The sequence below is a fragment of the Ruminococcus flavefaciens 007c genome, from assembly GCF_000571935.1.
Lineage (GTDB): Bacteria > Bacillota > Clostridia > Oscillospirales > Ruminococcaceae > Ruminococcus > Ruminococcus flavefaciens_F.
This window is the reverse complement of the sequence record NZ_ATAX01000028.1, coordinates 139,477-164,689: the sequence shown is the minus strand read 5'-3', so window position 1 is coordinate 164,689 and position 25,213 is coordinate 139,477. Positions and strand designations below refer to the sequence as shown.

23 protein-coding genes are annotated in these 25,213 nt (G+C 49.7%); 20 read left to right on the top strand and 3 right to left on the bottom strand.

Translation table 11 applies throughout. The features are described 5' to 3' along the window. Nucleotide 1: 1 nt before the first annotated feature. On the top strand, nt 2-1,276 hold the full coding sequence (locus RF007C_RS11570; RefSeq protein WP_037299961.1) for a HAMP domain-containing sensor histidine kinase: 1,275 nt from the start codon (nt 2-4) through the stop codon (nt 1,274-1,276). 153 nt (nt 1,277-1,429) lie between these two features. Here RF007C_RS11570 and RF007C_RS11565 read toward each other — a convergent pair whose 3' ends face one another. The 3 genes from RF007C_RS11565 to RF007C_RS11555 all read right to left on the bottom strand — a co-directional run bounded on the left by RF007C_RS11565 (nt 1,430) and on the right by RF007C_RS11555 (nt 5,231). Further along, a complete protein-coding gene (locus RF007C_RS11565; protein WP_051456648.1) occupies nt 1,430-1,657 on the bottom strand; it encodes a hypothetical protein in 228 nt (75 codons plus the stop codon). A 66-nt stretch (nt 1,658-1,723) separates the two neighbouring features. Continuing rightward, nucleotides 1,724-4,099: a homocysteine S-methyltransferase family protein gene (locus tag RF007C_RS11560; protein ID WP_037299959.1), complete on the bottom strand. Its 2,376-nt coding sequence runs from the start codon at nt 4,097-4,099 to the stop codon at nt 1,724-1,726. Nucleotides 4,100-4,115: 16 nt separating this feature from the next. Continuing rightward, on the bottom strand, nt 4,116-5,231 hold the full coding sequence (locus RF007C_RS11555) for a bifunctional chorismate mutase/prephenate dehydratase (RefSeq protein WP_037299957.1): 1,116 nt from the start codon (nt 5,229-5,231) through the stop codon (nt 4,116-4,118). 246 nt (nt 5,232-5,477) lie between these two features. On the opposite strand from RF007C_RS11555, the gene ruvC reads away from it, so the two are divergent. The 19 genes from ruvC (at nt 5,478) to RF007C_RS11460 (ending at nt 25,183) form a co-directional block, all read left to right on the top strand. Further along, nucleotides 5,478-5,960, top strand: coding sequence for a crossover junction endodeoxyribonuclease RuvC (ruvC, locus tag RF007C_RS11550; RefSeq protein ID WP_026052978.1), 483 nt, complete (start codon nt 5,478-5,480; stop codon nt 5,958-5,960). Between the two features lie 22 nt (nt 5,961-5,982). After that, nucleotides 5,983-6,606, top strand: coding sequence for a Holliday junction branch migration protein RuvA (gene ruvA, locus RF007C_RS11545; protein ID WP_019680011.1), 624 nt, complete (start codon nt 5,983-5,985; stop codon nt 6,604-6,606). A 34-nt stretch (nt 6,607-6,640) separates the two neighbouring features. Beyond that, a complete protein-coding gene (locus RF007C_RS11540; protein ID WP_242836301.1) occupies nt 6,641-7,375 on the top strand; it encodes an enhanced serine sensitivity protein SseB C-terminal domain-containing protein in 735 nt (244 codons plus the stop codon). A gap of 33 nt (nt 7,376-7,408) precedes the next feature. Continuing rightward, complete coding sequence (gene ruvB, locus RF007C_RS11535; protein ID WP_037293382.1) at nt 7,409-8,449, top strand: Holliday junction branch migration DNA helicase RuvB; 1,041 nt, start codon at nt 7,409-7,411, stop codon at nt 8,447-8,449. A 36-nt stretch (nt 8,450-8,485) separates the two neighbouring features. After that, nucleotides 8,486-9,013, top strand: a complete 528-nt coding sequence (locus tag RF007C_RS11530) for a hypothetical protein (protein ID WP_037299954.1) — start codon at nt 8,486-8,488, stop codon at nt 9,011-9,013. Nucleotides 9,014-9,083: 70 nt separating this feature from the next. Continuing rightward, nucleotides 9,084-10,445: a phosphoglucosamine mutase gene (gene glmM, locus RF007C_RS11525; protein WP_037299951.1), complete on the top strand. Its 1,362-nt coding sequence runs from the start codon at nt 9,084-9,086 to the stop codon at nt 10,443-10,445. A gap of 35 nt (nt 10,446-10,480) precedes the next feature. Beyond that, on the top strand, nt 10,481-11,347 hold the full coding sequence (locus tag RF007C_RS11520; protein ID WP_019680016.1) for a class I SAM-dependent methyltransferase: 867 nt from the start codon (nt 10,481-10,483) through the stop codon (nt 11,345-11,347). Between the two features lie 149 nt (nt 11,348-11,496). Next, nucleotides 11,497-11,694, top strand: coding sequence for a DUF6440 family protein (locus RF007C_RS11515; protein ID WP_019680017.1), 198 nt, complete (start codon nt 11,497-11,499; stop codon nt 11,692-11,694). Nucleotides 11,695-11,706: 12 nt separating this feature from the next. Next, entirely contained in the window at nt 11,707-12,513 is an 807-nt protein-coding gene (locus RF007C_RS11510) for a hypothetical protein (protein ID WP_037299949.1), read from the top strand. A gap of 15 nt (nt 12,514-12,528) precedes the next feature. Continuing rightward, entirely contained in the window at nt 12,529-13,380 is an 852-nt protein-coding gene (locus RF007C_RS11505) for an energy-coupling factor transporter ATPase (protein WP_037299948.1), read from the top strand. Nucleotides 13,381-13,405: 25 nt separating this feature from the next. After that, the gene (locus tag RF007C_RS11500) at nt 13,406-14,269 is read left to right on the top strand and encodes an energy-coupling factor transporter ATPase (protein ID WP_037299946.1); all 864 of its coding nucleotides are present in this window, start codon (nt 13,406-13,408) and stop codon (nt 14,267-14,269) included. 1 nt (nt 14,270) lies between these two features. Continuing rightward, the gene (locus tag RF007C_RS11495; protein WP_019680021.1) at nt 14,271-15,074 is read left to right on the top strand and encodes an energy-coupling factor transporter transmembrane component T family protein; all 804 of its coding nucleotides are present in this window, start codon (nt 14,271-14,273) and stop codon (nt 15,072-15,074) included. A gap of 23 nt (nt 15,075-15,097) precedes the next feature. Then, on the top strand, nt 15,098-17,989 hold the full coding sequence (locus RF007C_RS11490) for a YfhO family protein (protein WP_037299944.1): 2,892 nt from the start codon (nt 15,098-15,100) through the stop codon (nt 17,987-17,989). Beyond that, on the top strand, nt 17,958-18,719 hold the full coding sequence (truA, locus tag RF007C_RS11485; RefSeq protein WP_019680023.1) for a tRNA pseudouridine(38-40) synthase TruA: 762 nt from the start codon (nt 17,958-17,960) through the stop codon (nt 18,717-18,719). The genes RF007C_RS11490 and truA overlap by 32 nt, the downstream gene beginning before the upstream one ends. Before the next feature lie 35 nt (nt 18,720-18,754). Then, complete coding sequence (locus RF007C_RS11480) at nt 18,755-19,918, top strand: DUF5711 family protein (protein WP_242836308.1); 1,164 nt, start codon at nt 18,755-18,757, stop codon at nt 19,916-19,918. A gap of 67 nt (nt 19,919-19,985) precedes the next feature. Next, nucleotides 19,986-20,882: a hypothetical protein gene (locus RF007C_RS11475; protein ID WP_037299940.1), complete on the top strand. Its 897-nt coding sequence runs from the start codon at nt 19,986-19,988 to the stop codon at nt 20,880-20,882. Nucleotides 20,883-20,940: 58 nt separating this feature from the next. Then, nucleotides 20,941-23,292, top strand: coding sequence for an ATP-dependent Clp protease ATP-binding subunit (locus RF007C_RS11470; protein ID WP_193385756.1), 2,352 nt, complete (start codon nt 20,941-20,943; stop codon nt 23,290-23,292). Continuing rightward, on the top strand, nt 23,282-23,992 hold the full coding sequence (locus RF007C_RS11465) for a hypothetical protein (RefSeq protein ID WP_037299937.1): 711 nt from the start codon (nt 23,282-23,284) through the stop codon (nt 23,990-23,992). The genes RF007C_RS11470 and RF007C_RS11465 overlap by 11 nt, the downstream gene beginning before the upstream one ends. 63 nt (nt 23,993-24,055) lie before the next feature. Further along, nucleotides 24,056-25,183 carry a DUF4317 domain-containing protein gene (locus RF007C_RS11460; protein ID WP_019680027.1) on the top strand — a complete coding sequence of 376 codons (1,128 nt, stop codon included), beginning with the start codon at nt 24,056-24,058 and terminating at the stop codon, nt 25,181-25,183. The last annotated feature ends 30 nt before the right edge of the window (nt 25,184-25,213 follow it).

Here is a 25,213-nt window from a genome sequence, read left to right as displayed (position 1 = left end):
TATGAAGAATTACAGCAGGATCATTGTGGTACTGACGGCTGTGATGATCGCAGGTCTGGTACTTTTTGCAGGGATAACGGGCTCTTACCGAAGCAGCGGAATAGATACGCTATATGTGAATAATATAGTTCAGACGGTCAGGGAGAAATGGAACAGCCCCGAAGCCCTTGACAGCTGTGAACTCGGCACTGAACTGCTGGTATTTGACAGCAGCGATATTCTTTGGTATTCCTCCGCAGACAGTGAGCTTGAGGAGGTGGAATGTCCCGAGACAGCCCTCAGTAAGGGCTATATATGCCTTGCTGTCAGCGACGGCACCCGTTTTCTGGGGACGGTGGTCATGCCCGATCCCGATAAGAGCGAATACGACATAATCAGAAGAAAGCTCCTCATGGCGGGAGGTGTTATGATAGCGGTAATGCTGCTGTCAGTGGTGCTTTACGGTCTGTACGTCCGCAGGACTATTGTTAAGCCCTTCAGGAATATGGAAAAGTTCGCGGGAAAGGTGGCGGCAGGCGAACTGGATACGCCCATTATCCGCGAAAAGGACAATATGTTCGGTGCGTTTACGGAGAGCTTCGATATTATGCGCGAGGAACTGAAAGAGGCCCGGAGCAGGGAAAATGCCCTGAAGATAAAGGAAAGGGAAATGGTGGCTTCCCTGAGTCATGATCTGAAGACTCCCATAACGGGAATAAAGCTCATCTGCGAGCTGCTCAGCGTTAAGGTGAACGACAGCTACGTTATGGACAAGGTCAATAATATCCATCAGAAAGCAGAGCAGATAAACATACTCGTCAGCGACCTGCTGTCCTCTGCTCTGGACGAGCTGGGAGAGATGAATGTAGAGTGCTGCGACGAGGTTTCGGGCATACTACATGAGCTGGTCGCAGAGCACGATACCCGTTCTCTGGCAAGGGAGAAGGATATACCCGAATGTATCATAAACGCCGACAGGATACGTCTTTCACAGGTCATAGGCAATATCCTGAGCAACTCCTACAAGTACGCGGATACTCCCATAGATGTGGATTACAGGCTGAGCGGCGGCTATCTTGAGATGTCGCTGAGAGACTACGGCAGCGGAGTTCCCGAGGAGGAGATAAGCCTCATAACCAATAAATTTTACAGGGGTAAAAACAATTCGGCAGGAAAGGACGGAAACGGCCTCGGACTGTATATCTCAAGCGAGCTTATGGCAAGAATGGGCGGTGAGCTCATTTGTTCCTGCAGGGGACAGGGACTGACGGTTACCCTTATGATACCTCTGGCATGATGAATTCTGCCGAAGCCTTCTGTATAAGGGCAGAAAAAAGCTGAAATTCAACGGAAAACCATTGAATTTAAGAAATAAAATTTTTCGTTTCTCCGATATATACAAAAATACCCGCCCGAATTTGTAAAATGTTACAGATACGGGCGGGTGTTATTATGTCTGTTGGTTGATGCGGTCAAGCAGGTCGAGAGTTCTTATCACCTTTCCGCAATTTCTGCACTGCCAGTCGCAGTCACTCTTCTTTGCCTTTTTATGGAGCAGTTCAAGGCCGCTGCCGCAGAGAGGACAGGGAGCTCCCTCGCCCTTCCACAGCTTTTTCAGAAAAGTAAGCATCTCGCTGCGTGAGTTCATTTTCAGTTCTTCAAGTGTTATCTTTTCCATGATATTTACCTGTTATCAGGCGGATAGTATCCGCCCTTACAAAGGCAGACCCTACAAGCTGACAGCTCAGGTGCCGTAGACCTGTGAGGCTATATCCACGGTCTGTTTTGCGTCCTTGGCGTAGTATGTGGCATTTATCTGCTCCGCGTAGGAAGCCGTGAGAACAGCTCCGCCGACAACGGTCTTGCATTCGGGGTACTTCTCGTTGAGCTGACGGATAGTCTCGGCCATAGCGCCGAGAGTTGTCGTCATAAGGGCGGAAAGTCCCACAAGGCTCACCTTATTCTCAATGGCGGCATTTACGATAGTTTCGGGCGGTACATCCTTGCCCAGGTCTATGACCGTGAAGCCGTAGCTGTCGAGGAGAACTTTTACAATGTTCTTGCCTATATCGTGTATATCTCCGTGTACCGTGGCAAGCACCACCTTGCCCTTTGATACGCTTTCGCTGTTTGCTGCGGAGAGCTTTGTCTTTATTATCTCAAAGCAGGCCTGAGCCGCTTCTGCGGTGAGTATGAGCTGGGGCAGGAATATCTTACCCTTTTCAAACTTAGCCCCTGCGTTGTCAAGAGCGGGGATAAGATAGCCGTTGATTATCTCCATGGGGTCAACGGTATTCATAAGCTCCTCGGCGGCTTTTACGGCCTGGTTTTTCAGTCCGTTCTCCACTGAGTACATTATATCGGGAGCGCCCTTGTCCTGAGCAGGTGCGGGAGCTTTGGGAGCATTGTCGTCCTGAGCGTATATGCTTATGAAATCCGCGGAGTTGCGGTCTATGCCTGCCAGCAGGCGGTAGGCTCTTACAGCTCCGATTATGCCTTCGATATTCGGGTTTATGATAGGAAGGGTGAGACCGCTGTGGAGAGCCATTGTCAGGAAGGTACGGGTTATGAGCTCGCGGTTCGGCAGACCGAAGGATATATTCGATACGCCGAGGACGGTATTGAGTCCCAGCTCGGTCTTTACCCTGTGGAGAGCGTTGAGAGTTTCCATGACTCCGTCCTGCTCGGCAGAAGCCGTCAAGGTAAGGCAGTCGATGAATACGTCCTCCTTTGGTATGCCGTACTCCATAGCGCGGCGGAGTATCTTCTCCGCAATAGCGAATCTTCCGTCGGCAGTTTTGGGTATGCCGCCCTTGTCAAGAGCAAGTCCCACAACAGATGCGCCGTACTTCTTTACGAGGGGGAGTATTGCTTCAAGGGACTCGTCCTCGCCGTTTACGGAGTTGACTATGGGCTTTCCGTTGTATACTCTCAGACCTGCTTCCAGTACCTCGGGGATAGTGGAGTCCAGCTGAAGAGGAGTATCGCATATGCTCTGAATGGCTTTTACAGCCGTTACCATCATTTCCTTTTCGTCGATACCGGGGAGTCCCACGTTTACGTCGAGTATCTCAGCTCCTGCGTGTATCTGCTCAACAGCCTGTCCCAGGATATAGTCCACATCATGGGCAAGGAGAGCCTCCTTGAAGCGCTTTTTGCCCGTAGGGTTGATACGCTCGCCGATAACACGGGGCTGGTTTATGTTTACGCAGTTCACAGCCGAGCAGGCTATGCTTGCGCGGACTATCTTTCTTGTCTGTCTCTCCATGCCCGAGAGAGCTTCTGTAACAGCCGAGATATGTTCGGGAGTAGTTCCGCAGCAGCCGCCGAATATAGTAACGCCTGCCTTTGCCAGCTTTACGGCGCTTGCGGCGAAATCGTCAGGATCAACGTTGTATTCATTGGTGACGGGATCGGGCAGACCTGCGTTAGGCTTAGCAATAACCGGGAGATTTGTAAGTGCGCATATCCTGTCCAGAACAGGGAAGAGTTCCTCGGGACCGAGAGAGCAGTTTACGCCGATCGCGTCTGCGCCGAGACCTTCCAGCACAGCTACCATACATTCGGGGGAAACGCCCGTGAAGGTTCGCATATTCTCCTCAAATGTCATAGTTACAAGAACAGGCTTGTCCGAGTTCTCTTTAGCTGCGAGAACAGCGGCTTTTACCTCGTAGAGGTCGGTCATGGTCTCGATGACTATGAGGTCGGCGTCATTCCCTGCAAGAACCAGTTCCTTGTAAACGTCATAGGCCTCTTCGAATTTAAGGGTGCCCGCAGGCTCAAGAAGCTGTCCTATGGGACCAAGATCAAGGGCAACGAGAGCCCTGCCTGCAGCGGCTTTTTTTGCGTTGGCAACACCTGCGGAGACCACTTCCTCTACGGTGTGGCCGCTTTTTGCCAGCTTGAAGCGGTTTGCACCGAAGGTGTTGGCATAGATTATATCTGCGCCGCTATCCACGTAAAGGCGGTGTATCTTTGCTATGGACTCGGGATCTGTGATATTCAGCAGCTCGGGAACGTGCTCGGTCTTGATGCCGTGAGCCTGCAGCATGGTGCCCATGCCTCCGTCCAGGAATACGAAGCTGTTGTTTTCAAGCAGGGAATAGAATTCTTGGGACATGATTATCTCCTTATCGTCATTCGGACTTGAATGTGCCTATGCAGCGGAAGTCTTCAAGGTTCTCCTCAAGGTCGCGGAGGACCGCTTTTACGCTGGGATCAGAGAGCTTTCCGCTGAAATCAAGAAAGAACATGACGTCAAAGCTTCCGTCGCGTATGGGACGGCTCTCGATCCTGAGAAGGTTCATATTGTTTACGAAGAATTTGGTCAGCAGACGGTACAGACTACCTTCGGTATGCGGTATGGTCAGCATTACGGAAACAGAGTCGGAGTCGTTCGCTACCTGAAGATCACGGGAAATGATTATGAACTGGGTGCGGTTTATGGTGCAGTCGGCAATATCCCGGGCGAGTATCTCCAGTCCTAGCTTTTCGGCACAGTCCACAGAGCATATGGCCGCAATGGGCTCTTCGCTTCTCAGCACCTTTTCCGCAGCAGTGGCAGTATTGCTGTACTCATGCTTTTTCAGGCCTGTCCTGCTGAGGAACACCTCGCACTGGGAAAGAGCTTGCCTGTGAGAGTAAACACAGGTGATGTCTTCGAGCATGGTGCCTTTTTTTGCGGCAAGACAGTGATTTATCTCAAGAGTTACCATTTTCACTATGTAGAAAGGATACTTTGCCATAAGGTCATAGGTGCTGTCCACGGAGCCTGCGGTGGAGTTCTGCACGGGAAGAACGCCGTAATCCACCTCTCCTGCCTGTACGGCCTTGAATACATCCTCGAATGAAGGATAGAAGGTGAAAGCCCTGTCTCCGAACACCTTTCTTGCAGCCGATTCGGAATTTGCTCCCGAGGTGCCCTGGCAGCCTATAGTTCTGGCTCCCGCAAAATCGGGAGAAGTATAGATGTAGTCGGGAGCTGCCGCGTGGATAGTGCGGTTCTGGAGTATCTTGCTTATATCCATGATGGTGGTGAAGAGGGCTGCCGTGCCCTTTTCAAGCTCCTTGTTGCCTGTGAGCTCCTTGATGCGGTCGATGACTTCCTGCTCTCGTCCGCCCTGGAATACGGGCATATTATGTTCCTTCTTGAAGTCTGCAACTCCCTTGCAGAGCTCCATGCGCTTCATAAAAAGGGAAAGGATACTGCTGTCTATGTCATCTATTCCGTCACGAAGCTGTTTAAGATCCATATAAAAATACCTCCGATTTGAGCCGCAGCCCGTCAGCAGCAGGTCTGTGAGGTCTGTGACCGAGGGGCGAAAGGCTCTATTGATATACCTCACATATTATAGCATTTATTTTTGTAGAAATCAATAAAAAAGGGGGAAATATATTGCAAATCACAAGTGTTATGTGGTATAATGATATAGAATATAGTGAGAAACTATATCCGTGTGAAGTTTTTAACAAACGTACAGGAAAAAACAGTGAAAAAGATAAGGATTTTAGGCATAGACCCGGGCTATGCCATAGTAGGCTTCGGCGTACTGGATTACGACGGCATAAGATTTGAGCCCGTTGAGTACGGTGCAGTGCTTACAGAGGCGGGTACGCCATTTCCCGAAAGACTCAGAGCCATACATGAGGACATAGAATTCATATTCGGCAAGTTCTCGCCAGACTGTATGGCCATAGAAAGACTTTACTTCACCACAAACCAGAAAACTGCCATAGATGTTGCACAGGCACGCGGCATTACTGTGCTCTCGGCGGCTATGAGGAATATCCCCGTTTCGGAGTATACCCCTCTACAGGTGAAACAGTCTGTTGTGGGCTACGGAAAGGCTGAAAAAAAGCAGGTCATGGAGATGACGAAGCAGCTGCTGGGACTGGCGCAGATACCAAAGCCCGACGACGCTGCCGACGCTCTTGCCATCGCTATCTGCCACGGGCACAGCACAAGATTTGATTTCCGCTGATAAGGCGTGAAAGGATTTTAAGATGATATACAGTGTAAGAGGAAAGCTGACAGTCAAGGAGCTGGGCTTCGCCGTGGTGGAATGCGGCGGAGTAGGCTATGGCTGCCGGACTTCATACAATACAGTGGCGCAGCTCGGCGATATAGGAAGCGAGGCCGTGCTGTACACTTATCTCTATGTCAGAGAAGACGTCGTGGAGCTCTTCGGCTTTGCGACATTGCAGGAGCTGAGCTGCTTCAAGCTGCTCATTTCCGTATCGGGAGTAGGACCAAAAGCGGCAACGGCCATACTTTCGGACGTCACACCCGAAAAGTTTGCATTCCTTGTGGCTTCGGGCGACAGTAAAGCATTCACCAAAACAAAGGGTATAGGAGCAAAAACTGCTCAGAGGATCGTACTCGAATTAAAAGACAAGATAACATCAGAATCTATAAGCGGCAGCATCGGCAGCGATGCGGCAGAGCTTGCAAATATCCCGTCAGGAGCGGCATCCTCGGCGGTATCCGAAGCTCTCGAAGCACTTATGGTGCTGGGCTATTCGCAGGGAGAGGCTGCACCTATACTGGGAAAGCTTGATCCTTCACTCAGCACACAGGAGCTCATAAAGGAAACTTTAAGATTAATGGCGGCAAAAAATATGCGTTAAAGCAAAATAATATAAAGCAAGGATGGTTACTGTTATGATGAATCTTGACGAATTGCTGAAAGCAGCGATAAAAGACCCCTCACAGCGCGCGCTGTTCCTCCAGACGCTCATCAAAAGCGACGTCTATGTTATCTGCAAGAACCCTGTCCAGCAGGAGCGCGGCAGAGCAGAAGGCGGTATTCAGCTTGAGCTGATAACCACCCAGAACCCCGACGGAGATATTTTTATCCCCTTCTTCACAAGCTACCGTGCGCTTCAGCAGTTTGCCAAGCGCTATGTGGACTGCTATAAGATAAACTGCCTGAGACTTTTTGACCTCATACAGTCGGTATCTGCTGTCCTTAACCCGAATTCCTACGGCAAGGAGTTCTCGTCGCAGGAAATAAAGAGCATACTCATGATAGCCCGCAATCTGAAGATAAAGGCTATCTCTTACAATGAGGCGGACATAATCAGCTACCGCCCTGTGGAGCACTCTGTGAGCCATATCACAAGAGCTGCCGCAAAGTTCCTCTCAAAGCAGCCGAACGTTGACCGTGCCTTCATCATGGAGATGATAAAGGGCTGCGAAAAACCGCAGATACTCATGGTGCTGGATATGATGGGCAGCACAAGAAAGCTCTTTGTGCCCCTTTCAAAGTACCTCTCCAAGACGGTAAAGGCCAACGAGCATCTGTGCTTCATAAGCTATGAGCAGGACATGGGCAAGAAGGCTGCGGAGACAGTAGAGCCCTTCTATGTCCGCAAGAAGAGATTTTTCGAGAAATAATTCAGAGGTGTTTATTTGATACAGACAGAGGATATGGAGTTCGCTCCGAGAATAGTTACCCCCGAGAATACCGCAGAGGACAGCGACGCGGAGCTCAGTCTCCGTCCACAGACTCTCCATGAGTATATCGGACAGGACAAGGTGAAGGAAAACCTTGCCGTATATATCGAGGCTGCAAAGCGGAGGAACGAACCCCTCGACCATGTGCTGCTGTACGGACCTCCCGGACTGGGAAAGACCACCCTCTCGGGCATTATCGCCCATGAGCTGGGCGTGAATTTCCGTGTTACCACAGGTCCCGCTATTGAAAAGCCGGGAGATCTTGTGTCACTGCTGACCAGCCTCTCGGACAACGATGTGCTTTTCATCGATGAGATACACAGACTGTCCCGTGCGGTGGAGGAGATACTCTACCCTGCACTGGAGGACAGAGTTATAGATATTATAATCGGCAAGGGCCCTTCCGCACGTTCCATCCGTATGGACCTGAAGCCCTTTACGCTGATAGGCGCTACCACCAGGGCAGGACAGCTCTCGGCGCCTCTCCGCGACCGCTTCGGCGTTGTGCAGAGACTTGAGCTGTATACGCAGGAGCAGCTTACGGATATAGTCAGAAGAAGCTCTATGATACTGGGTATACCCTGTACCGCCGACGGAGCCTCGGAGATAGCAGGCAGGGCAAGAGGTACGCCGAGAATAGCCAACAGGCTCCTCAAGCGTGTCCGCGACTTCGCAGACGTCATGGGCAACGGACAGATAACCCAGGAGATAGCCTCCATAGCACTCAGCCGTCTTGAGATAGACCGTCTGGGACTTGACAGCCTGGACAGGCGTATGCTGGAAATGATTATCAAGGGCTACGGCGGAGGACCTGTGGGACTTGAAACCCTCGCTTCCGCTATAAACGAGGAGAGCGTTACCCTTGAGGACGTATGTGAGCCCTTCCTCATGCAGCTGGGATTCCTGGGAAGAACTCCCCGCGGCAGAGTTGCCACAAGGCTTGCCTACGAGCATCTGGGCATAGCTCCGCCGGAGCAGGCGGCAGGACGCGAAGAGGGACAGTTGAGCTTCTGACACCTTCCCCCTGACGGGGGATATGAGGAAAGAAAAATGCTTATAAAAGGTTCAAGGAGATATAATCTCAGACATAATACAGAAAGGACAGAACAGCCTACCTTCGGGGAAATGATAAACGGACAGGGCAGAGGTGTGGTCTCAAAGCTTCGCTACGGCATCTGTCATATGAGCTTCAACGGCTGTGAGGTCATAGCTGTCCATAATGCACTTGTTTACCTGAAAAAGCCCCATCCGCTGAAGGACATCGCCTTCTATATGGAGCGATTCCGATTGCTGCTGGGGTTTTTCGGCTGTAATGCGTACAGTATCGGAAAGGCGCTGAGGCATTTCGGTGCCGATTTCCAGCGTGTCAGAAGCACAGAGGACGCTAAGGCGTTCATCGTGGCTTTCTGGACGAAAAGGCCCTTCCTTTCCAGTATACATACAGTCTTCTGCGTGCGCTGCCGTGAAGGCATAATGGTCTATAACAGGTACAATACCTGCATCCATGAGGAATTTTGCGGGACCATTGAGGAGATCGTCGGCAAGCGCCGCCCCATTGCGATATACAAGATCAGTTGAGAGCCGTTGACAGGAAAAAGGCAGGACAGATACGGTTCCCTATCCCATACTAAACCCAAGGAGATTTTCAATGGCAAAATTATTCGGTACTGACGGGCCGAGAGGCATCGCGGTCACGGATCTGACCTGTGAGCTTGCCATGCAGACAGGCAGAGCTGCCGCTCTTGTTCTTGCCAACAAGAAGGAGGGCGGAAAGACCAAGATACTCATAGGCAAGGATACGAGGCTTTCCTCGGACGCGCTGGAAGCAGCGGTCTGCGCGGGAATATGTTCCGTAGGCGCTGACGCTGAGCTGCTGGGAGTAGTCCCTACCCCTGCGGTCACATACCTTATCGGCGCTCACGGCGCCGACGGCGGGATAATGATCTCGGGAAGCCATAACAGTGCGGAATATAACGGACTGAAGCTCTTTACCGCCAAGGGTCATAACCTCATGGAGGACGCCGAGGAGGAGATAGAGCGCCTGGTGCTGAAGGCTCCCGAGGAGATGAAGCTGAAGTCACATGAGGAAGTGGGAAGGATAATCCACGGAGAAAATGCTGTCGGTGAATATACAGAGCATATCAGGTCACTGATAAATACTGATCTCAGCGGCATGAGGGTAGTTCTCGACTGTGCCAACGGCTGCGCGGCCTATACTGCGAAAAAGCTCTTTACCTCCCTTGGAGCGGAGGCGGAGATAATCGCAGACGAGCCCGACGGTAAAAACATAAACAAAGAGTGCGGAAGCACCCACGTTCACAGACTTATGGAGTTCGTTGCGGAAAATGACTTCTGCTGCGGACTTGCCTTCGACGGTGACGCAGACCGCTGTATCGCTGTTGACGAGCAGGGCTGCATGGTGGACGGAGACAGGCTCCTTGCGGTGTTCGCGGGAGTGATGAAGGAACAGGGCAGCCTCGGTGACGATACCGTGGTGGTGACCTCAAAGAGTACTCTGGGACTGAGGAGATATGCGGCAGACAAGGGAATAAAGCTGGTCAGCTCGGGGGCAGGCACGAGATACGTCCTTGAACGTATGCTCGAGGGAGGCTTCAAGCTAGGCGGCGAGCCTGACGGCCATATCATCTTCCTTGATGATGCGGTCACAGGTGACGGCCAGCTTACAGGGGCGCGTCTCCTTGAGATAATGAAGAACAGCGGCCTCAAGCTCAGCAGTCTGGCAGGGGATATGCCCAGCTATCCGCAGGTAAAGCTTAATGTGAAGATACATCCCCACTATAAGGAGCTCTGGAAGAATGAAAAGGACATAACCGACCTTATCGAGAAGTATTCCGCAGAGCTGGGTGAGGAAGGCAGAGTGCTCGTCCGCGAAAGCGGAAAAGAGCCAATAGTCCGCATACTCGTTGAGGGCGGAGATTTCGGAAGGATAAACGACATGGCTGTGGATATAGCACAGCATATCAAGGATATATGTGCGTTCAGAGGCTGAACCGTGACGCACGCTGATCGTAAGGAGCATAGAATTTGAGAACAGCAGATAACTGGAATGATTATAAGATACTGGATACATCCGACGGTGAAAAGCTGGAAACATGGGGCGGAGTAAGCCTTGTTCGTCCCGATCCCCAGATCATATGGAAGACAGAACGCACCGATCCCCTGTGGAAGAATGCGGACGGTCATTATCACCGCTCCAACCAGGGAGGCGGCAAATGGGAGTTCCGAAAAAGGCTCCCCGAGTCGTGGAACATAAGCTACAGAGAGCTTACCTTCAATATACGTCCCACAGGCTTCAAGCATACGGGGCTTTTCCCCGAGCAGGCCGTGAACTGGGACTTTATGGCAGATAAGATACGCAGTGCAGGACGCGAGATAAACGTGCTGAACCTCTTTGCCTATACAGGCGGAGCAACTCTTGCCTGTGCGGCTGCGGGAGCTTCCGTATGCCACGTTGACGCCTCAAAGGGCATGGTACAGTGGGCAAGAGACAATGCGGCTGCTTCGGGGCTTACCGAAAAGCCCATACGCTGGATAGTGGACGACTGTGAGAAGTTCATAGCCCGCGAGATACGCCGCGGACGCAAGTATGACGCGGTAATAATGGATCCTCCCAGCTACGGAAGAGGCCCCGGCGGCGAGGTCTGGAAGCTGGAAAACTGCGTATACGACCTGGTAAAGCTCTGTTCGGGAGTTCTCTCCGACGATCCGCTGTTTTTCCTTATAAACAGCTATACTACAGGACTTTCGCCCTCCGTAATGGGCTATATCCTCGGAAGTGTGCTGACGGAAAAATTCGGCGGAAGCGTAAGCTTCGATGAGATAGGACTTCCTGTAAAGTCCACGGGAATGACGCTCCCGTGCGGCTCAACTGCCATATGGCAGGCTGAGTAACGCTTTCAGCCCTGCGGAAGCGGCATCTCCGCTTCCGTTAACGATATACAGCCATAAGCCGAGCTGCTGCAAGGCTTGCTATAAATGTAAAAATATATTTATCAGACATCAGACTACACATTACAGAAAAACAAAGGAGTTTAATAACCATGGCAAAAAATGAAAGATTTATCAAGATATACTCACAGGGCAAACTGGTTGAATCGGAGATATGGGTGGATTCAGTGACAGGAGTTAACTACTTTTATCGCAAGGAAGGCTATTCGGGCGGACTTACCGTGCTTGTGGACAAGGACGGCAAGCCTGTGATCTCGACTCCTGCTGAAATAGAATCATTAAGCAAATAACAGGAGAATAAAATGAAAAAAACATTTATAGCTGTCGCGGCAGCAGTTTCAGCGATGGCATTTACTGCCGTGTCATGCAGCAGTAAAAAAGAAGAAAACGCTTCTGTTGCCGGGAATACTACGGCTTCCGAAACGGTTTCAACAGATGAAACTGCCGAAGAAGTGACCGTAGATGCGGAAGCGGAAGAAAACAGAAAATACATGAAAGGGAAAGCCGAGGAGGGCGTTGATATAACCGTGCAGCCTTTTCCAGAGTGCGGCGATATTCCCGATGACTGGAAAGAGATATCCTATGAGAGCGTAAGTATGCGTATCCCGCCGAAATTTGAGGAGGAAGAAAATGCTGCGCACTACATAAAGAAGACATACGGCAAGAAAGACAGTTTTGAAACGGCTTATATAGTTGAGAAAATGAAATTCGACAACGGATTGATCAAAAACTATACTTATCCCGAGATAACAGAGGAAGTCGTTGCAAACGCTTTTAAGGAGCTTGGTATCGATTATGACGGAACTCCTCTTTCAATGTATAAGGCAGTTCTTTCGCTGACAAGTGAAATGCGTACCGATCAGAACGCCGAAAGCTTTGAGCAGGCTATGCTTGCAAAAGAGATATTTCTTTCGGATAGTTCGGAAGTATTTTATAAGCAGATCAACGGACATGAAGTCTATATCAAGAAGGCAGAAAACGGCAGCGATGGTTTCTGGTGCTTCAGTGCAGAGCTGTTTGTTAACAGCAAAGAATCCTATAGCGTTGAAGTTATAGGTGATACACTTGAAGATGCACTTAAGATGTGCTCGACCATATCTATTAGTTAAAGAACAGGGATAAATATGGAAAATATAATCGAAATAAAAGGGCTGCATTTCTCCTATGAGTCCGACGACGCGGAAAAAAAGCCTGTGGAAGTACTCAAGGGCATAGACCTTGACATAAAACAGGGCGAGTTCGTGGCAGTGCTTGGTCACAACGGCTGCGGAAAATCCACCCTTGCAAAGCATCTGAACGCTATACTGCTCCCCACAGAGGGCACAGTCATAGTAGACGGCATAGACACAAAGGATAACGAAAAGCTCTTCGACCTTCGTCAGAGAGCTGGAATGGTGTTCCAGAACCCCGATAATCAGATCGTTTCTTCGGTAGTTGAGGAAGATGTGGCCTTTGCCCTTGAAAACCTCGGCGTCCCCTATGAGGAGATGCGCAGACGTGTGGACGACAGCCTCAAAGCTGTGGGAATGTACGATTACAGGCTCCACTCGCCCAGTCAGCTCTCTGGCGGACAGAAGCAGAGAGTAGCTATCGCCGGCATAATCGCTATGGAGCCCAAGTGCATAATCCTTGACGAGCCCACTGCCATGCTGGATCCTCAGGGACGTAAGGAAGTTCTGGCTACTATACACCGCATGAACCGTGAAAAGGGCATAACCATCGTTCTCATCACCCATTATATGGACGAGGCTGCGGACTGCGACCGCGTTGTGGTAATGGACAAGGGAATGGTAGTTCTCGATAACGTGCCTGCGAAGGTGTTCTCTCAGGTGGATAAGCTCAAGGCCATAGGCCTCGATGTGCCGCAGGTCACCGAGCTGGCGTGGGAGCTGCTGAAGGCAGGCTGTGACATATCCCCCGAGATAATCTCGGAGGAGGAGTGTGCTGCGGCTATAGAAAAGCTGTTCAACAGCTGAGAACAGGAAGAAAAGGAGAATAGAATTGGCTATCCTTGAAACACAGGAGCTCACATACACCTACAGCGTGGGTACTCCCTTTGAAAAGACCGCTGTGGATCATGTGAGCCTTAAAATAGAAGAGGGCGAAATGATAGGCGTAATGGGCCATACAGGCTCGGGCAAATCTACGCTGATACAGCATTTCAACGGGCTTCTGAAGCCTACGTCGGGCAAGGTCCTCCTCGACGGCAAGGATATATGGGCAGATAAGGACAAGATACGTGACGTCCGCTTCAAGGTGGGACTGGTCTTCCAGTATCCCGAGTACCAGATATTCGAGGAGACCGTATACAAGGACATCGCCTTCGGTCCGAAGAATATGGGACTCGACGAGGCGGAGATAAAGCGCCGCGTGTACGAGACAGCCCATGATATAGGACTTTCCGAGGAGCTGCTGGAGCGTTCGCCCTTTGAGCTCTCCGGCGGTCAGAAGCGCCGCGTGGCTATCGCGGGCGTAATGGCTATGGAGCCCAGGGTGCTTATCCTTGACGAGCCTACCGCAGGCCTCGATCCGGCGGGAAGAGACAAGATACTCGATCATATCAAGAGCTACCATGAGCGAACAAAGAATACCATACTCATAGTTTCACATAGTATGGAGGATATAGCTACCTTTGCGGACAGGATACTTGTTATGAGCAAAGCAAAGCTCTTCTGCTGCGATGAAACGGTAAAGGTGTTCGCAAGAGCAGACGAGATCTCTCGGATAGGTCTTGATGTACCTCAGATAACCAGAGTCTTCGGAGAGCTGAAGCGCAGGGGACTGGACTTCGGCAAGGAGGTCTATACCGTGGGCTATGCCCGTGACCTGCTGCTCCGTCAGCTGAAGGAAAGGGAGGTACGCTGAATTGCTGAGAGATATAACTATCGGACAGTACTTCCCGGGAAACAGTGTGATACACAGACTGGACCCCAGATTTAAGATAATCATAACGATAATCTATATTGTAATGCTTTTTACGGGAGACAATTTCCTTTGTCTTGCCGTAGGAGCAGTGTTTACCTTCGGAGCAATACTGCTCTCGAGGATACCGCTGAAGATGTTTTTCAAGAGCGTGAAGCCGCTTTTCATATTCCTTATCATAACTTCACTGATAAATCTGCTCTTTATGAGCAGGGGCGACGTGCTCTTTGAATGGAAATTCATCAAGATCACAGATGAAGGACTGACTACCAGCGCATTCATGGTCATAAGGATAGTTCTCCTCATCATGGGAACATCTCTGCTGACCTACACAACTTCACCGATTACACTGACGGACGCAATAGAGCGGCTGCTCTCGCCGCTGAGAAAGATAAAATTCCCGGTACATGAGCTGGCTATGATGATGTCTATCGCATTGCGCTTCATACCGACTCTTATTGAAGAAACAGATAAGATAATGTCCGCTCAGAAAGCCCGCGGAGCTGAAATAGATACAGGCAGCTTCGCAGTGAGAGCCAAAAACCTCGTTTCCATACTGGTTCCGCTGTTCATATCCGCATTCAGACGTGCAGATGAGCTGGCGACTGCTATGGAATGCCGCTGCTATCACGGCGGAGAGGGCAGAACAAGACTCAGACAGCTTAGATCCGCTCCCCGCGATTATATCGCGCTGGCGGTAACGGTACTTTTCCTTGCGGCGGTGATCGTACTGGGGAAACTGTTCTGAGTAGAACACAAGAGAGGGTAACAATGAACAAAGAGGAAAAACGAGCTGTTGTCCATACAAAAATGGAACGGTTCAGAAAAGGTAAATTTTACGGGATATTGTTTGAAAAGGGCGTGCTTTTCTTTCTGCTTTCATTCCTTATCCCATTTCTGATAATGCTTTACGCCTTCGGTGTGTACGGTGTACACCCCTTCGGCGACAGGCAGATACTTGTAGTCGATCTCTGGCATCAGTACTACCCGTTTTTCAGGGTAGTGCGCGAAAAGCTCATGAACGGCGGTTCCTTCCTGTATTCCTGGGAGAACGGCATGGGCACAAATTTCCTGTCAATGATCTCCTATTATGCGGCAAGTCCGCTGAACTGGCTTTCGGCATTTTTCAGCGACGGTCACGAGCGTGATGCCCTGACCTTCATACTTTGTGCGAAGATAGGCTTCGCAGGTGCCTTTTTCAGCACCTTCCTGAGGTATACCTTCAGGCGCAGGGACTTCTCCATATGTATGTTTTCGGTGATGTACGCTCTTTGCAGCTATACACTGGGCTATTACTGGAACGTTATGTGGTTCGATACCGTAGCGCTTTTCCCGCTGGTCATGACCGGTATAGTTATGATATGCAGAGAGGGCAGATGGAAGGTATTCACCTTTGGGCTGGCTCTTTCACTTGCAGCCAATTACTATGTGGGCTACTTCACCTGCATTTTCTCGGTGATAATGTTCGCGTCAGCAGGCATTATCGAGTGCAAGGGCATAAAGGACTGGTTCAGGAAGCTTCTGATAATGATACGCTCGTCTCTGTTGGGCGGCGGTCTGGCAGCATTCATGCTGCTGCCTGCGTATTTCGGCCTTCAGCTCACATACAGCGCAAACAACACCATGCCGAAGACTATGACCTTCTACGAGGACTGGAGGAAGATCTTCGCAAATCTCCTGTCCTATAACGCTCCCGCAAAGGTCGACGGCCTGCCGAACTTTGCCTGCGGTATGCTGGCTGTTATGCTGTTCGGAGTGTTCCTGTTCTCCTTTGGCATAAAGATAAGGGAGAAGATCTCAGTGCTGATAATGCTCGGTATCATTACCGTCAGCTGCAATATGAACATACTCAACTTCATATGGCACGGCTTTCACTTCACAAATCAGATACCCTACCGCTTCGCCTTTATATTCAGCTTTGTGCTGGCAGCGGCGGCCTTCAGGGCCTTTGATATAATACTGTCCAGGGGAATAAGGATATATCAGCTGGTGCTGATGATAATAGCTCCCGTGACGGTATTTGTCCTGAACAAGATGGTCAAGGGAGAGGAGTTCAGATTCGAGGGCGCTATAAGAAGCTCGGCAATAATCACTGGTGCATTCTGGCTCATATTCCTTGCTGCGAAGGTATTCCCCTTCAAAACCAGGGAAAAGCGCAGTGTTATGCTGATAATCGCTCTTTCTGCGGCAGTATTCAGCGAATTCATAAGCAACGCTCAGCTGGGCGTGAAAACTGTCGATACTACGGGATATTATGATTATCCTGCCAGCTACGGCGAGGTGCGCGAGCTTCTGGACGTTACGAAAAAGACGGAAAAGTCGCTGTTTTACCGCACCGAGATGACCAACACCTATACTCTCAATGACAGCTCGCTCTACGGCTATTACGGAGTATCACAGTTCTCGTCGGCTGCAAATGTGTCGGTGACGACTCTGTTCAAGCGCCTTGGCCTATATGCTTCCGAGGCAGGAAACAGATACTATTACAGGACATCTACTCCCGTTGTGAATTCACTTCTGGGAATAAAATACATAATAAAGAAGGGCAGCACTCTAAATTCCGAGGCGTGGGTGCTGGAGGAGAATGACAAGGCAGGAGAGTCTCACTGCTATAAGAATCGTTACCCCCTTTCACTGGGCTTCATGGTAAGCGAGAATATCCTCAGAATGGAGGACAACGGCGCAGCCAATCCCTTTGAGTACCAGAACGCTCTCATTCGCAGGGCAACAGGCATCGAGGATAAGATGTTCGTGCCTCAGCCCGTGGCTCTGGCAGAATATGACGATCTGGAGGTCACAAAGAACGGCTACGGCAACTATACCTTCAGGAACACCTCGGATCAGCCTACAGGCAGCGCTACCTACACCTACGACTGTCTTGACGGAAGCTACCTTTACGGCTATGCCAACGGTACAGGCGGCACCTGCGATACTGTGGAGATAAAATGCGGCGAGGATATAGTGGATTCTGGCAAGCTCATAGAGAGCTATCCCATAGTTTTCCCTATGGGCAACGGTCAGGCAGGCGAGACCTCCACTGTAAAGCTCACTTCCAACAAAGATCACCAGACAGGCAACTTCAAGCTGATGGTATATGCTCTCAACCGCGAAAATTTCGAGAGAGCATACTGTGCTCTTGCAGATGAGCAGCTCCATATCACCGATTTTACTGACAGAGACATAAAGGGGGAGATAAAGGTAAACGAGGACGGAATCATGTTCCTTTCAATCCCATTTGAAAAGGGATGGAAGGTGTATATAGACGGCGAAAAGGCAGAGACCTTCAAGCTCCTACAGTCCATGACGGGCGTAAGAGTGCCAAAGGGCAGCCATAGTGTAAGGCTGAAGTATACTCCCGAGGGCTTTCCTCTCGGAGTGACCATAACCTTCCTTAGCCTGGGACTGGTGCTGCTCACCGTGTTCTGCGATAAGCGCCGCAGGATAATGCAGCGCAGACATTCGGTGCCTGCTGTGGATAATATACGCGATGAGATACCTTCGCCCTATACAAACAGGGCTGAGATATACGATCAGGTGAGAGAATCACTTCTGGGTGAGGACATAGGCAGAGTCGAGGACACCGAGGTAGTGCTCTACGACGGAAGCAGACCTGAAAAAAAGGAGGGCGAGAATGCGCAATCTGAAAGTGACAATAGCATATAGAGGCACAGCATACCACGGCTTTCAGCGGCAGAACAACGCTGTGACGGTACAGGAGGTGCTTGAACGGGCACTGTCAAAGGTACTTAACGAGCCTGTGACAGTAACAGGGTGCTCACGGACGGATACGGGAGTCCATGCAAATATGTTCTGCTTAAATGTAAAGACCAGCAGCAGTATAGGCTGTCTTGGCTTTTGCAGAGGCGTGAACGGCGAGCTTCCCGATGATATATCAGTACTCAGCTGTGAGGACGCCCCCGAGGACTTTCACGCGCGTTTTGACTGCAAGGGCAAGGAGTATATCTATAAAATACACTGCAGCGAGTCGAAGAATCCCTTTGCGGCAGATCTTATGCTCCATTACAGGAGAAAATTCGACATTGAAGCGGCGCGCAGGGCGGCACAGTATTTCGTGGGGACTCATGACTTTTCCTCGTTTTGTGCCGATTGCACAAATGTTTCCACGACTGTAAGGACTATTTATTCCTTCAGAATAGAAAAAAGTGGAGATTCTGTGATAATGCTTGTAAAAGGCAACGGTTTTTTGTATAATATGATTAGGATAATAGCGGGTACTCTGTTGGACGTCAGCGAGAAGCGTATTGCCCCTGACGATATACCTGCTATCCTGGCCGCAAAAGACCGTCTGAAGGCGGGCAGAACAGCAATGGCTCACGGGCTGTACCTGAACAGGGTGTTCTACAGCGAAGAGGAATTGCAGAAGGAGAATTGAGAACAAAGGATTAAGGAGGTGTCAGCGTGCCGAAAATGTATGACGCCGATGATATTGTCGATCTTAAAAATCGAAAAAAGCGGCGTAAACGACGGATGCGGTTTCTGACGATCCTGCTCATAGCGGGCATTGGAGCGGGGCTTTATTTTACCCGTGACAAGTGGTATAATAAAATAAGAGGAATTGGCCAGCAGTACAGAACTATCGTCAATTCCGGAAAGCTGGCGGAAGGTAATTTCCCTATCGAGATCAGCAGCAGCGGAGAGTATCAGCTGGCACTGACCGACAGGAAAATGGTAGTTCTCAGCGATGCATATACCTATTTTTACGATTCCGACGGTGCCCTTCTGAAGCGCCGGCAGAATACATATACCAATACCGTGCTCAGAGCGGCAGGTGGAAAAGCCCTGCTGTATGAGAACGGAGGAAATGAACTCAGCGTAGAGAATGAGGATGAGGTGTTCTATAAAAAGGAATTTGCCGAGAATCTCATACTTTTCGCAAGAATAAGCGAGGAGGGCTACACAGCAGTAGTCACTACCTCGGACAGCTACAACTGCGAGCTGATAGTATATGACAAAAGGGGAAAGGAAATTTACAAGAGAAAATGTATCGAAAGAGTGAGCGACCTGAGCTTCATAAACGGCAGCAAGGGATGCGTGCTCAGCGATATATCTGCTGAAAACGGACAGCTCGTCACTAAGGTGAAGGAGATAGATTTCAGCAAGAAGGGCGAACGCTGGACTTCGCCCGGACTGAATACTTTGGGATTGAATGTTTACGGCTATGGAAAAGGGGCTTTTGTACTTGGTACTGATGCCTGCGGATACGTTGATGACAACGGTCAGATAAGCTCTTACTACTCCTACGACGGAGAGCTTGAAGCGGGTGCCAGTGAAAAGGGCAATTCGGCTGTCATAGTCAACAATATTGACAGAAGAAAATACGTAATAGCACTTTTCAAGGGGGGCAATACCGAAGCTCGTGTGATCGAGCTGGACAAGCCTTCCATAGATGTAACAATATATGAAGATCTGGCTTACGTTATGTGTCAGGGTAAAGTAATGGCATTTGACTTTAACGGAGGCCTGAGGTCAATAGCGGATGTGAGTGACTCCTATACGGAATTTTTACGCAGCGAGGATCATATTTTCCTTAAAGGCTATAATAAAATAGACCGTATAGACTATGAAAGCTGACTTTGGATAATATTTTTTAATAATTCGAAGGGAGGCAGCGTCATCGCTTCTGATGGCGCAAATATATATGGGAGAACAATTCTGGTGGTTTTACGATGTTGTGGCTGTCGCCGCCATACTTGTCTGCATTTTCATAACAGTGAAGAAGGGGCTGCTCAAGGCAGCGTTCTCACTGGTAGGATATGTGCTGGCGATCGCTATCGCAATATCTCTCAGTTCATCCATAGGCGGATCTATCTATGAGAAATCCGTAAAGGAAAGCAATATCAAGAAAATGGATCAGGCTCTTACAGAGCGTGAATTCAACGGCGAGCTCGCTAAATATCTCGAGTCGCTGGGGTATAATATCTATGTGGACCGCGACAGACTCGAAACCATATGCGAAAAAGGCGAGAAAGTCGATGAGAATCTATATAATTATGTAAATAATATCAACGGCAAAAAGGTCGATGAAGAGGCTATATTCTACAATAAGCTCCATGAGGGCTATGCAACTGTTATGAGCGGCATAATCTCAAGGCACCTGAGCGAATATTCCGCAGAGTATGCGGCTGTTCAGATCGAAGGGGATCCGCTGAAGTTCTGCGAGTTCATGAAGCTGCTGGAGGACAAGGAAAGTATGCGTGCTCCTGCTGAATTCATAGTTGAGAATTACCTCGGCAAGCCCTACAGGTCACAGGTGAGACTTATCACTCTCCTGGCACTTCTGGTGATATTTATCCTGATAACCGTATTCATATCTTCCTCTGCGGGAAGAAATGACAATATGGAGCCCGGTGTCGTATCGCACCTGCTCAGCGGACTTATCGGTGCCTTCAAGGGCTGCGTGATAGTATTTGCAATTGCGGTAATGGTCAGACTCTACGTCATATTCGGAAGCAACAAGATGCTTTTCTTCAATCATGACGCTATTGATCAGACCTACCTTTTCAAGTTCGTTTATGACTTGGTAAAGAATATGTAAATTACCTCGCTCTGCAAAAGTATGAGCGTACAATAATTACAATTGGAGGAACTGCCTGATGATAATGTGCAGTAAATGCAAGAAAAGACCTGCGGTAGTGTTCATTACTTCCGTTCAGGGCAACGAAAAGAAGAACGAAGGCCTCTGCCTGTCCTGTGCAAGAGCACAGAATATTCCGCAGATAAAGGAATATATGGATAAGCTGGGCATCACTGACGAGGAGATAGATCAGCTCTCGGATCAGATGATGGGTATGCTCGACGGAGACAGCTTTGAAATGGGCGGCTCAGGCGTTCTGCCCGATTTCATTACCAATATGTTCGGCGGCAATGACGGCGACGGCGAAAGCTCTGAGGAGGGCGGCAAGAGCGGCTTTGATCCGCGCAGCCTCTTCGGCGGACGTTCCGATGACAAGCAGTCGGACGGCAAGGAGAAAAAATCCGGCCTTTTCGGACGCAATAAGGATAAAAAGGCAAAGGAGCCCAAGTTCCTCGGAAGCTACTGCACTAACCTTTCACAGAAGGCAGCTGACGGCAAGCTGGACAATATTATCGGACGCGATAACGAGATCGCACGTGTTATTCAGATACTTTCAAGACGTACAAAGAACAATCCCTGCCTTATAGGCGAGCCCGGCGTCGGCAAGACTGCTATTGCCGAGGGTATAGCTCTGCGCATAAACGAGGGAAATGTGCCCTTCAATCTTGCGGATAAGAAGGTATACCTCCTCGACCTTACTGCTCTCGTTGCGGGAACTCAGTTCCGCGGACAGTTCGAGAGCCGTGTAAAGGGACTTGTGGACGAGGTAAAGCGCGAGGGCAATATCATCCTCTTTATCGATGAGGTCCATAACCTTGTGGGTGCAGGAGATTCGGAAGGCTCCATGAATGCCGCAAATATCCTCAAGCCCGCTCTTTCAAGAGGCGAGGTGCAGGTCATAGGTGCCACCACCTTCGGCGAGTACCGCAAATATATCGAGAAGGATTCGGCTCTTGAGCGCCGTTTCCAGCCTGTTACCGTAAATGAGCCCACTATAGAGGACACCGTTGATGTTCTTGTGGGTATAAAGAAGTACTACGAGGCATTCCACAAGGTCCATATCTCCGATTACCTTGTGAGAGTATGTGCTGTGCTCTCGGAGAGATATATCACAGACCGCTTCCTGCCAGACAAGGCCATAGACCTTCTGGACGAAAGCTGTGCATATGCCTGCATACGCAGTCCCGAGATAGGCGAATACGAAAAGCTCAAAAAGGAAATAAAGGTACTGGAGGATATGGAAACATCCATATCTGAACAGGAAGAAATAGACTATAAGGCTCTGGCTGAGGTCAAGGGCAAGCTCATCCATCTCCGCGACAGTGAAGCCGAGCTCAGGGAAAAGACTGAAAACGTCAATGTGGAGGAGTCGGATATCACTAAGGTCATCGAGCGCTGGACCGGTATCCCTGCGGCTAAGATCGCAGAGACAGAGTTCCTGAAGATCTCACGTCTGGAGGAAGCTCTCAGAAGGAGAGTCATCGGTCAGGACGAGGCAGTAAGCGTTCTTACCAAGGCTATAAAGCGCACAAGGGTACAGCTCAGCAAGCGCCGCAGACCTGCTTCATTCATATTTGTAGGTCCTACAGGTGTGGGCAAGACCGAGCTGGTAAAGTCACTGGCCGAGGAGCTCTTTGATTCGCCCGATCCGCTTATAAGACTGGATATGACAGAGTATATGGAAAAGCACTCTGTTGCGCGTATGATAGGCTCGCCTCCGGGCTATGTGGGCTATGACGAGGCAGGACAGCTTACTGAAAAGGTACGCCGTAAGCCATATTCGGTAATACTTTTCGATGAGATAGAAAAAGCTCATCCCGATGTAATGAATATCCTCATGCAGATACTTGATGAGGGCAAGGTGGACGACGCTCACGGAAGAACTGTAAACTTCGCAAATACCATAATCTGTATGACCTCAAATGCAGGCTCTACGGATAAGAGTATAGGTGTCGGCTTCAACCGTACCGAGAGCGAGATCTCAAGAGACAAAGCTATGAAGGGACTGAGAGATTTCCTTCGTCCCGAGTTCATCAGCCGTATCGACGAGATCGTCGTATTCAAGGATCTTACCAAGGAGAATTTTGCAGACATCGCCGCTCTTATGATAGACGAGATGAAGGAACCCCTTGCAGAAAAGGATATTTCCGTTGAGTATACCCGCGAGGCTCTTGAGCTCATCGCAGATAAGTCCTTCGGAAAGCCCTACGGCGCAAGAGATATACGCCGTGTTATCCGTGACGAGATAGAGGATCAGGTGGCTGACATTATACTCGAACGCGGCTCTGAGATAAACAGGATAAGCATATCCTCAGAGGGAGATAAGCTCGTTGTTACGGGCAGTAAGGAGGCTTCCGGCAATGAAGCATAAGTTTTCCGCAGCTCTGCTGGCACTTGTTATGTCAGCGTCTGTGACAGGCTGTCTGGATTCGGGAAAGAGCAGCAGTAAAGTGGCAGAGATCCCGACGCAGGCTACTGTTTCGGCAACCGAGGGAGAAACTGCTGCTGAAGAGGGCGGCAGCGCCGAAATATCTGAGAGCATGGAGCTCATGCGCCTTAAATACGCCGACACTCCCGCACTGGAAAGCGGTCCCGTTATTAAGCTCAGCAATACTTCCGCAAAGCCCGGAGAAATGGCTGAGGTCACTGTATCAATAACCGGTGCCGAGAAAAAATGGAATATGTGCGGTATCCATATAACCTACCCTGAGGTACTCAAATGCAAGCTTGCAGACGAGGAGGAACTCATGGCAGACTTTGAACCCGGCGAGGCTATAAAGGCAAATGCAGGCTTCATCGCCATGGACTGGCAGAAGAACCTTGCTCCGGAGCTGGAAAGAGATCATAAGCGTTCTGTGTTCTTTACCACCATGTTTACGGACAACGGCGGCAAGGACGGAAATATCGTAACCTTCTTCTTTAAGATACCCGATGATGCACAGCCGGGTACGGTCTACGATCTTGGCTATTACTACATGGATACTGATATGTTCAGAAATCAGGAAAATGATATGTCGTTTGAGAAATACGCCTTTGAACACCTCGAGGGCGGAAGTATAACAGTAAGATGATGATACGGAGCTGCGGCGCTTTAGTGCGGCAGCTCCGTGTGTTTCCAAGAAAGGATGTACATAATGAATAAAAAGGAAACAGCAGAGATAAAGAAGAATTTTTCGGATAAAAGCGGCTTCTTCATAATGGACAGGGTGCTCACAGCCTTTATCGACGCGGAAAAGAACCTGCGCTACCACCATGTGAGCTCATGTCTTACCATGCCTGTTGAGGAGCATGACGTTTATGACGAGACGCTGAAAAAGGTCCTCAATACCAACGTGGGCAAGGCTTTTGTGGAGTATGAGTTTCCCAATGAAGCCTACGACGAGGGACAGCCTCAGAATATCCTCTACAATCTGCTGACCTCAGAGCTGAAGGACGATATCGCCTGCGAGGAGTTCCTTAATCATATCGCCAATAATATCGCGTATACAGGTCCTTTTGCGGTAATAACGTCCTACTGTACCTATACTGTCCGCAAAAAGGACAAGAACGACGAGTTCGCAGACGGTGAGGACGAGATATACCGCTATATCCTTACGGCTATATGTCCCGTGAATACCAGCAAGGACGGATTTGTTTTTGACAGCTTCAATAATGAGATAACCAAGAAGCTCAATACAGAGCTCATTATCAGCAAGGCTCCATCGGACGGCTTCCTGTATCCTGTGTTCAGCAACAGGAGCTCGGATATAAACCATGTGATGTACTATACAAAGAACGTGAAATCGCCCAATGTGTCCGTGGTCGAAAATGTTCTCGGCTGTACCTTTGTCATGTCCGCAGAGAGCGAGAAGAGCAGCTTCCAGAGCATACTCAAGAATGTTGTGGGCGATGATCTGGACTATATGCTCATTAAGACAGTCAACGAAAAGATACAAGAGGTCGTGGAGGACAACAAGGATGACACCGACAGGGTTGTTATCGACAATGCAAGGCTCAAGGATATACTCGTTGATGTGGGACTCCCCGAGGAAAGAGTGAACATGATAGAGCCGGTATACGAAAAGGTATGCGGCACAGCGCCCCTTACGGCAGCCAATCTCGTTGAGACAAAGACCGTACTGACATCTCCGGGCATAACCGTGAATATAAAGCCTTCGGCGGCAGATAAGGTACGTACCAGCGTTGTGGACGGCAGAAGATGCCTTCTTATAGATATTGACGATCCCACCATCGAGATAAACGGCCTTCCCGTCACTCTTTAAGCAGTAAAAACGGAGAATAGCATCTCAGAC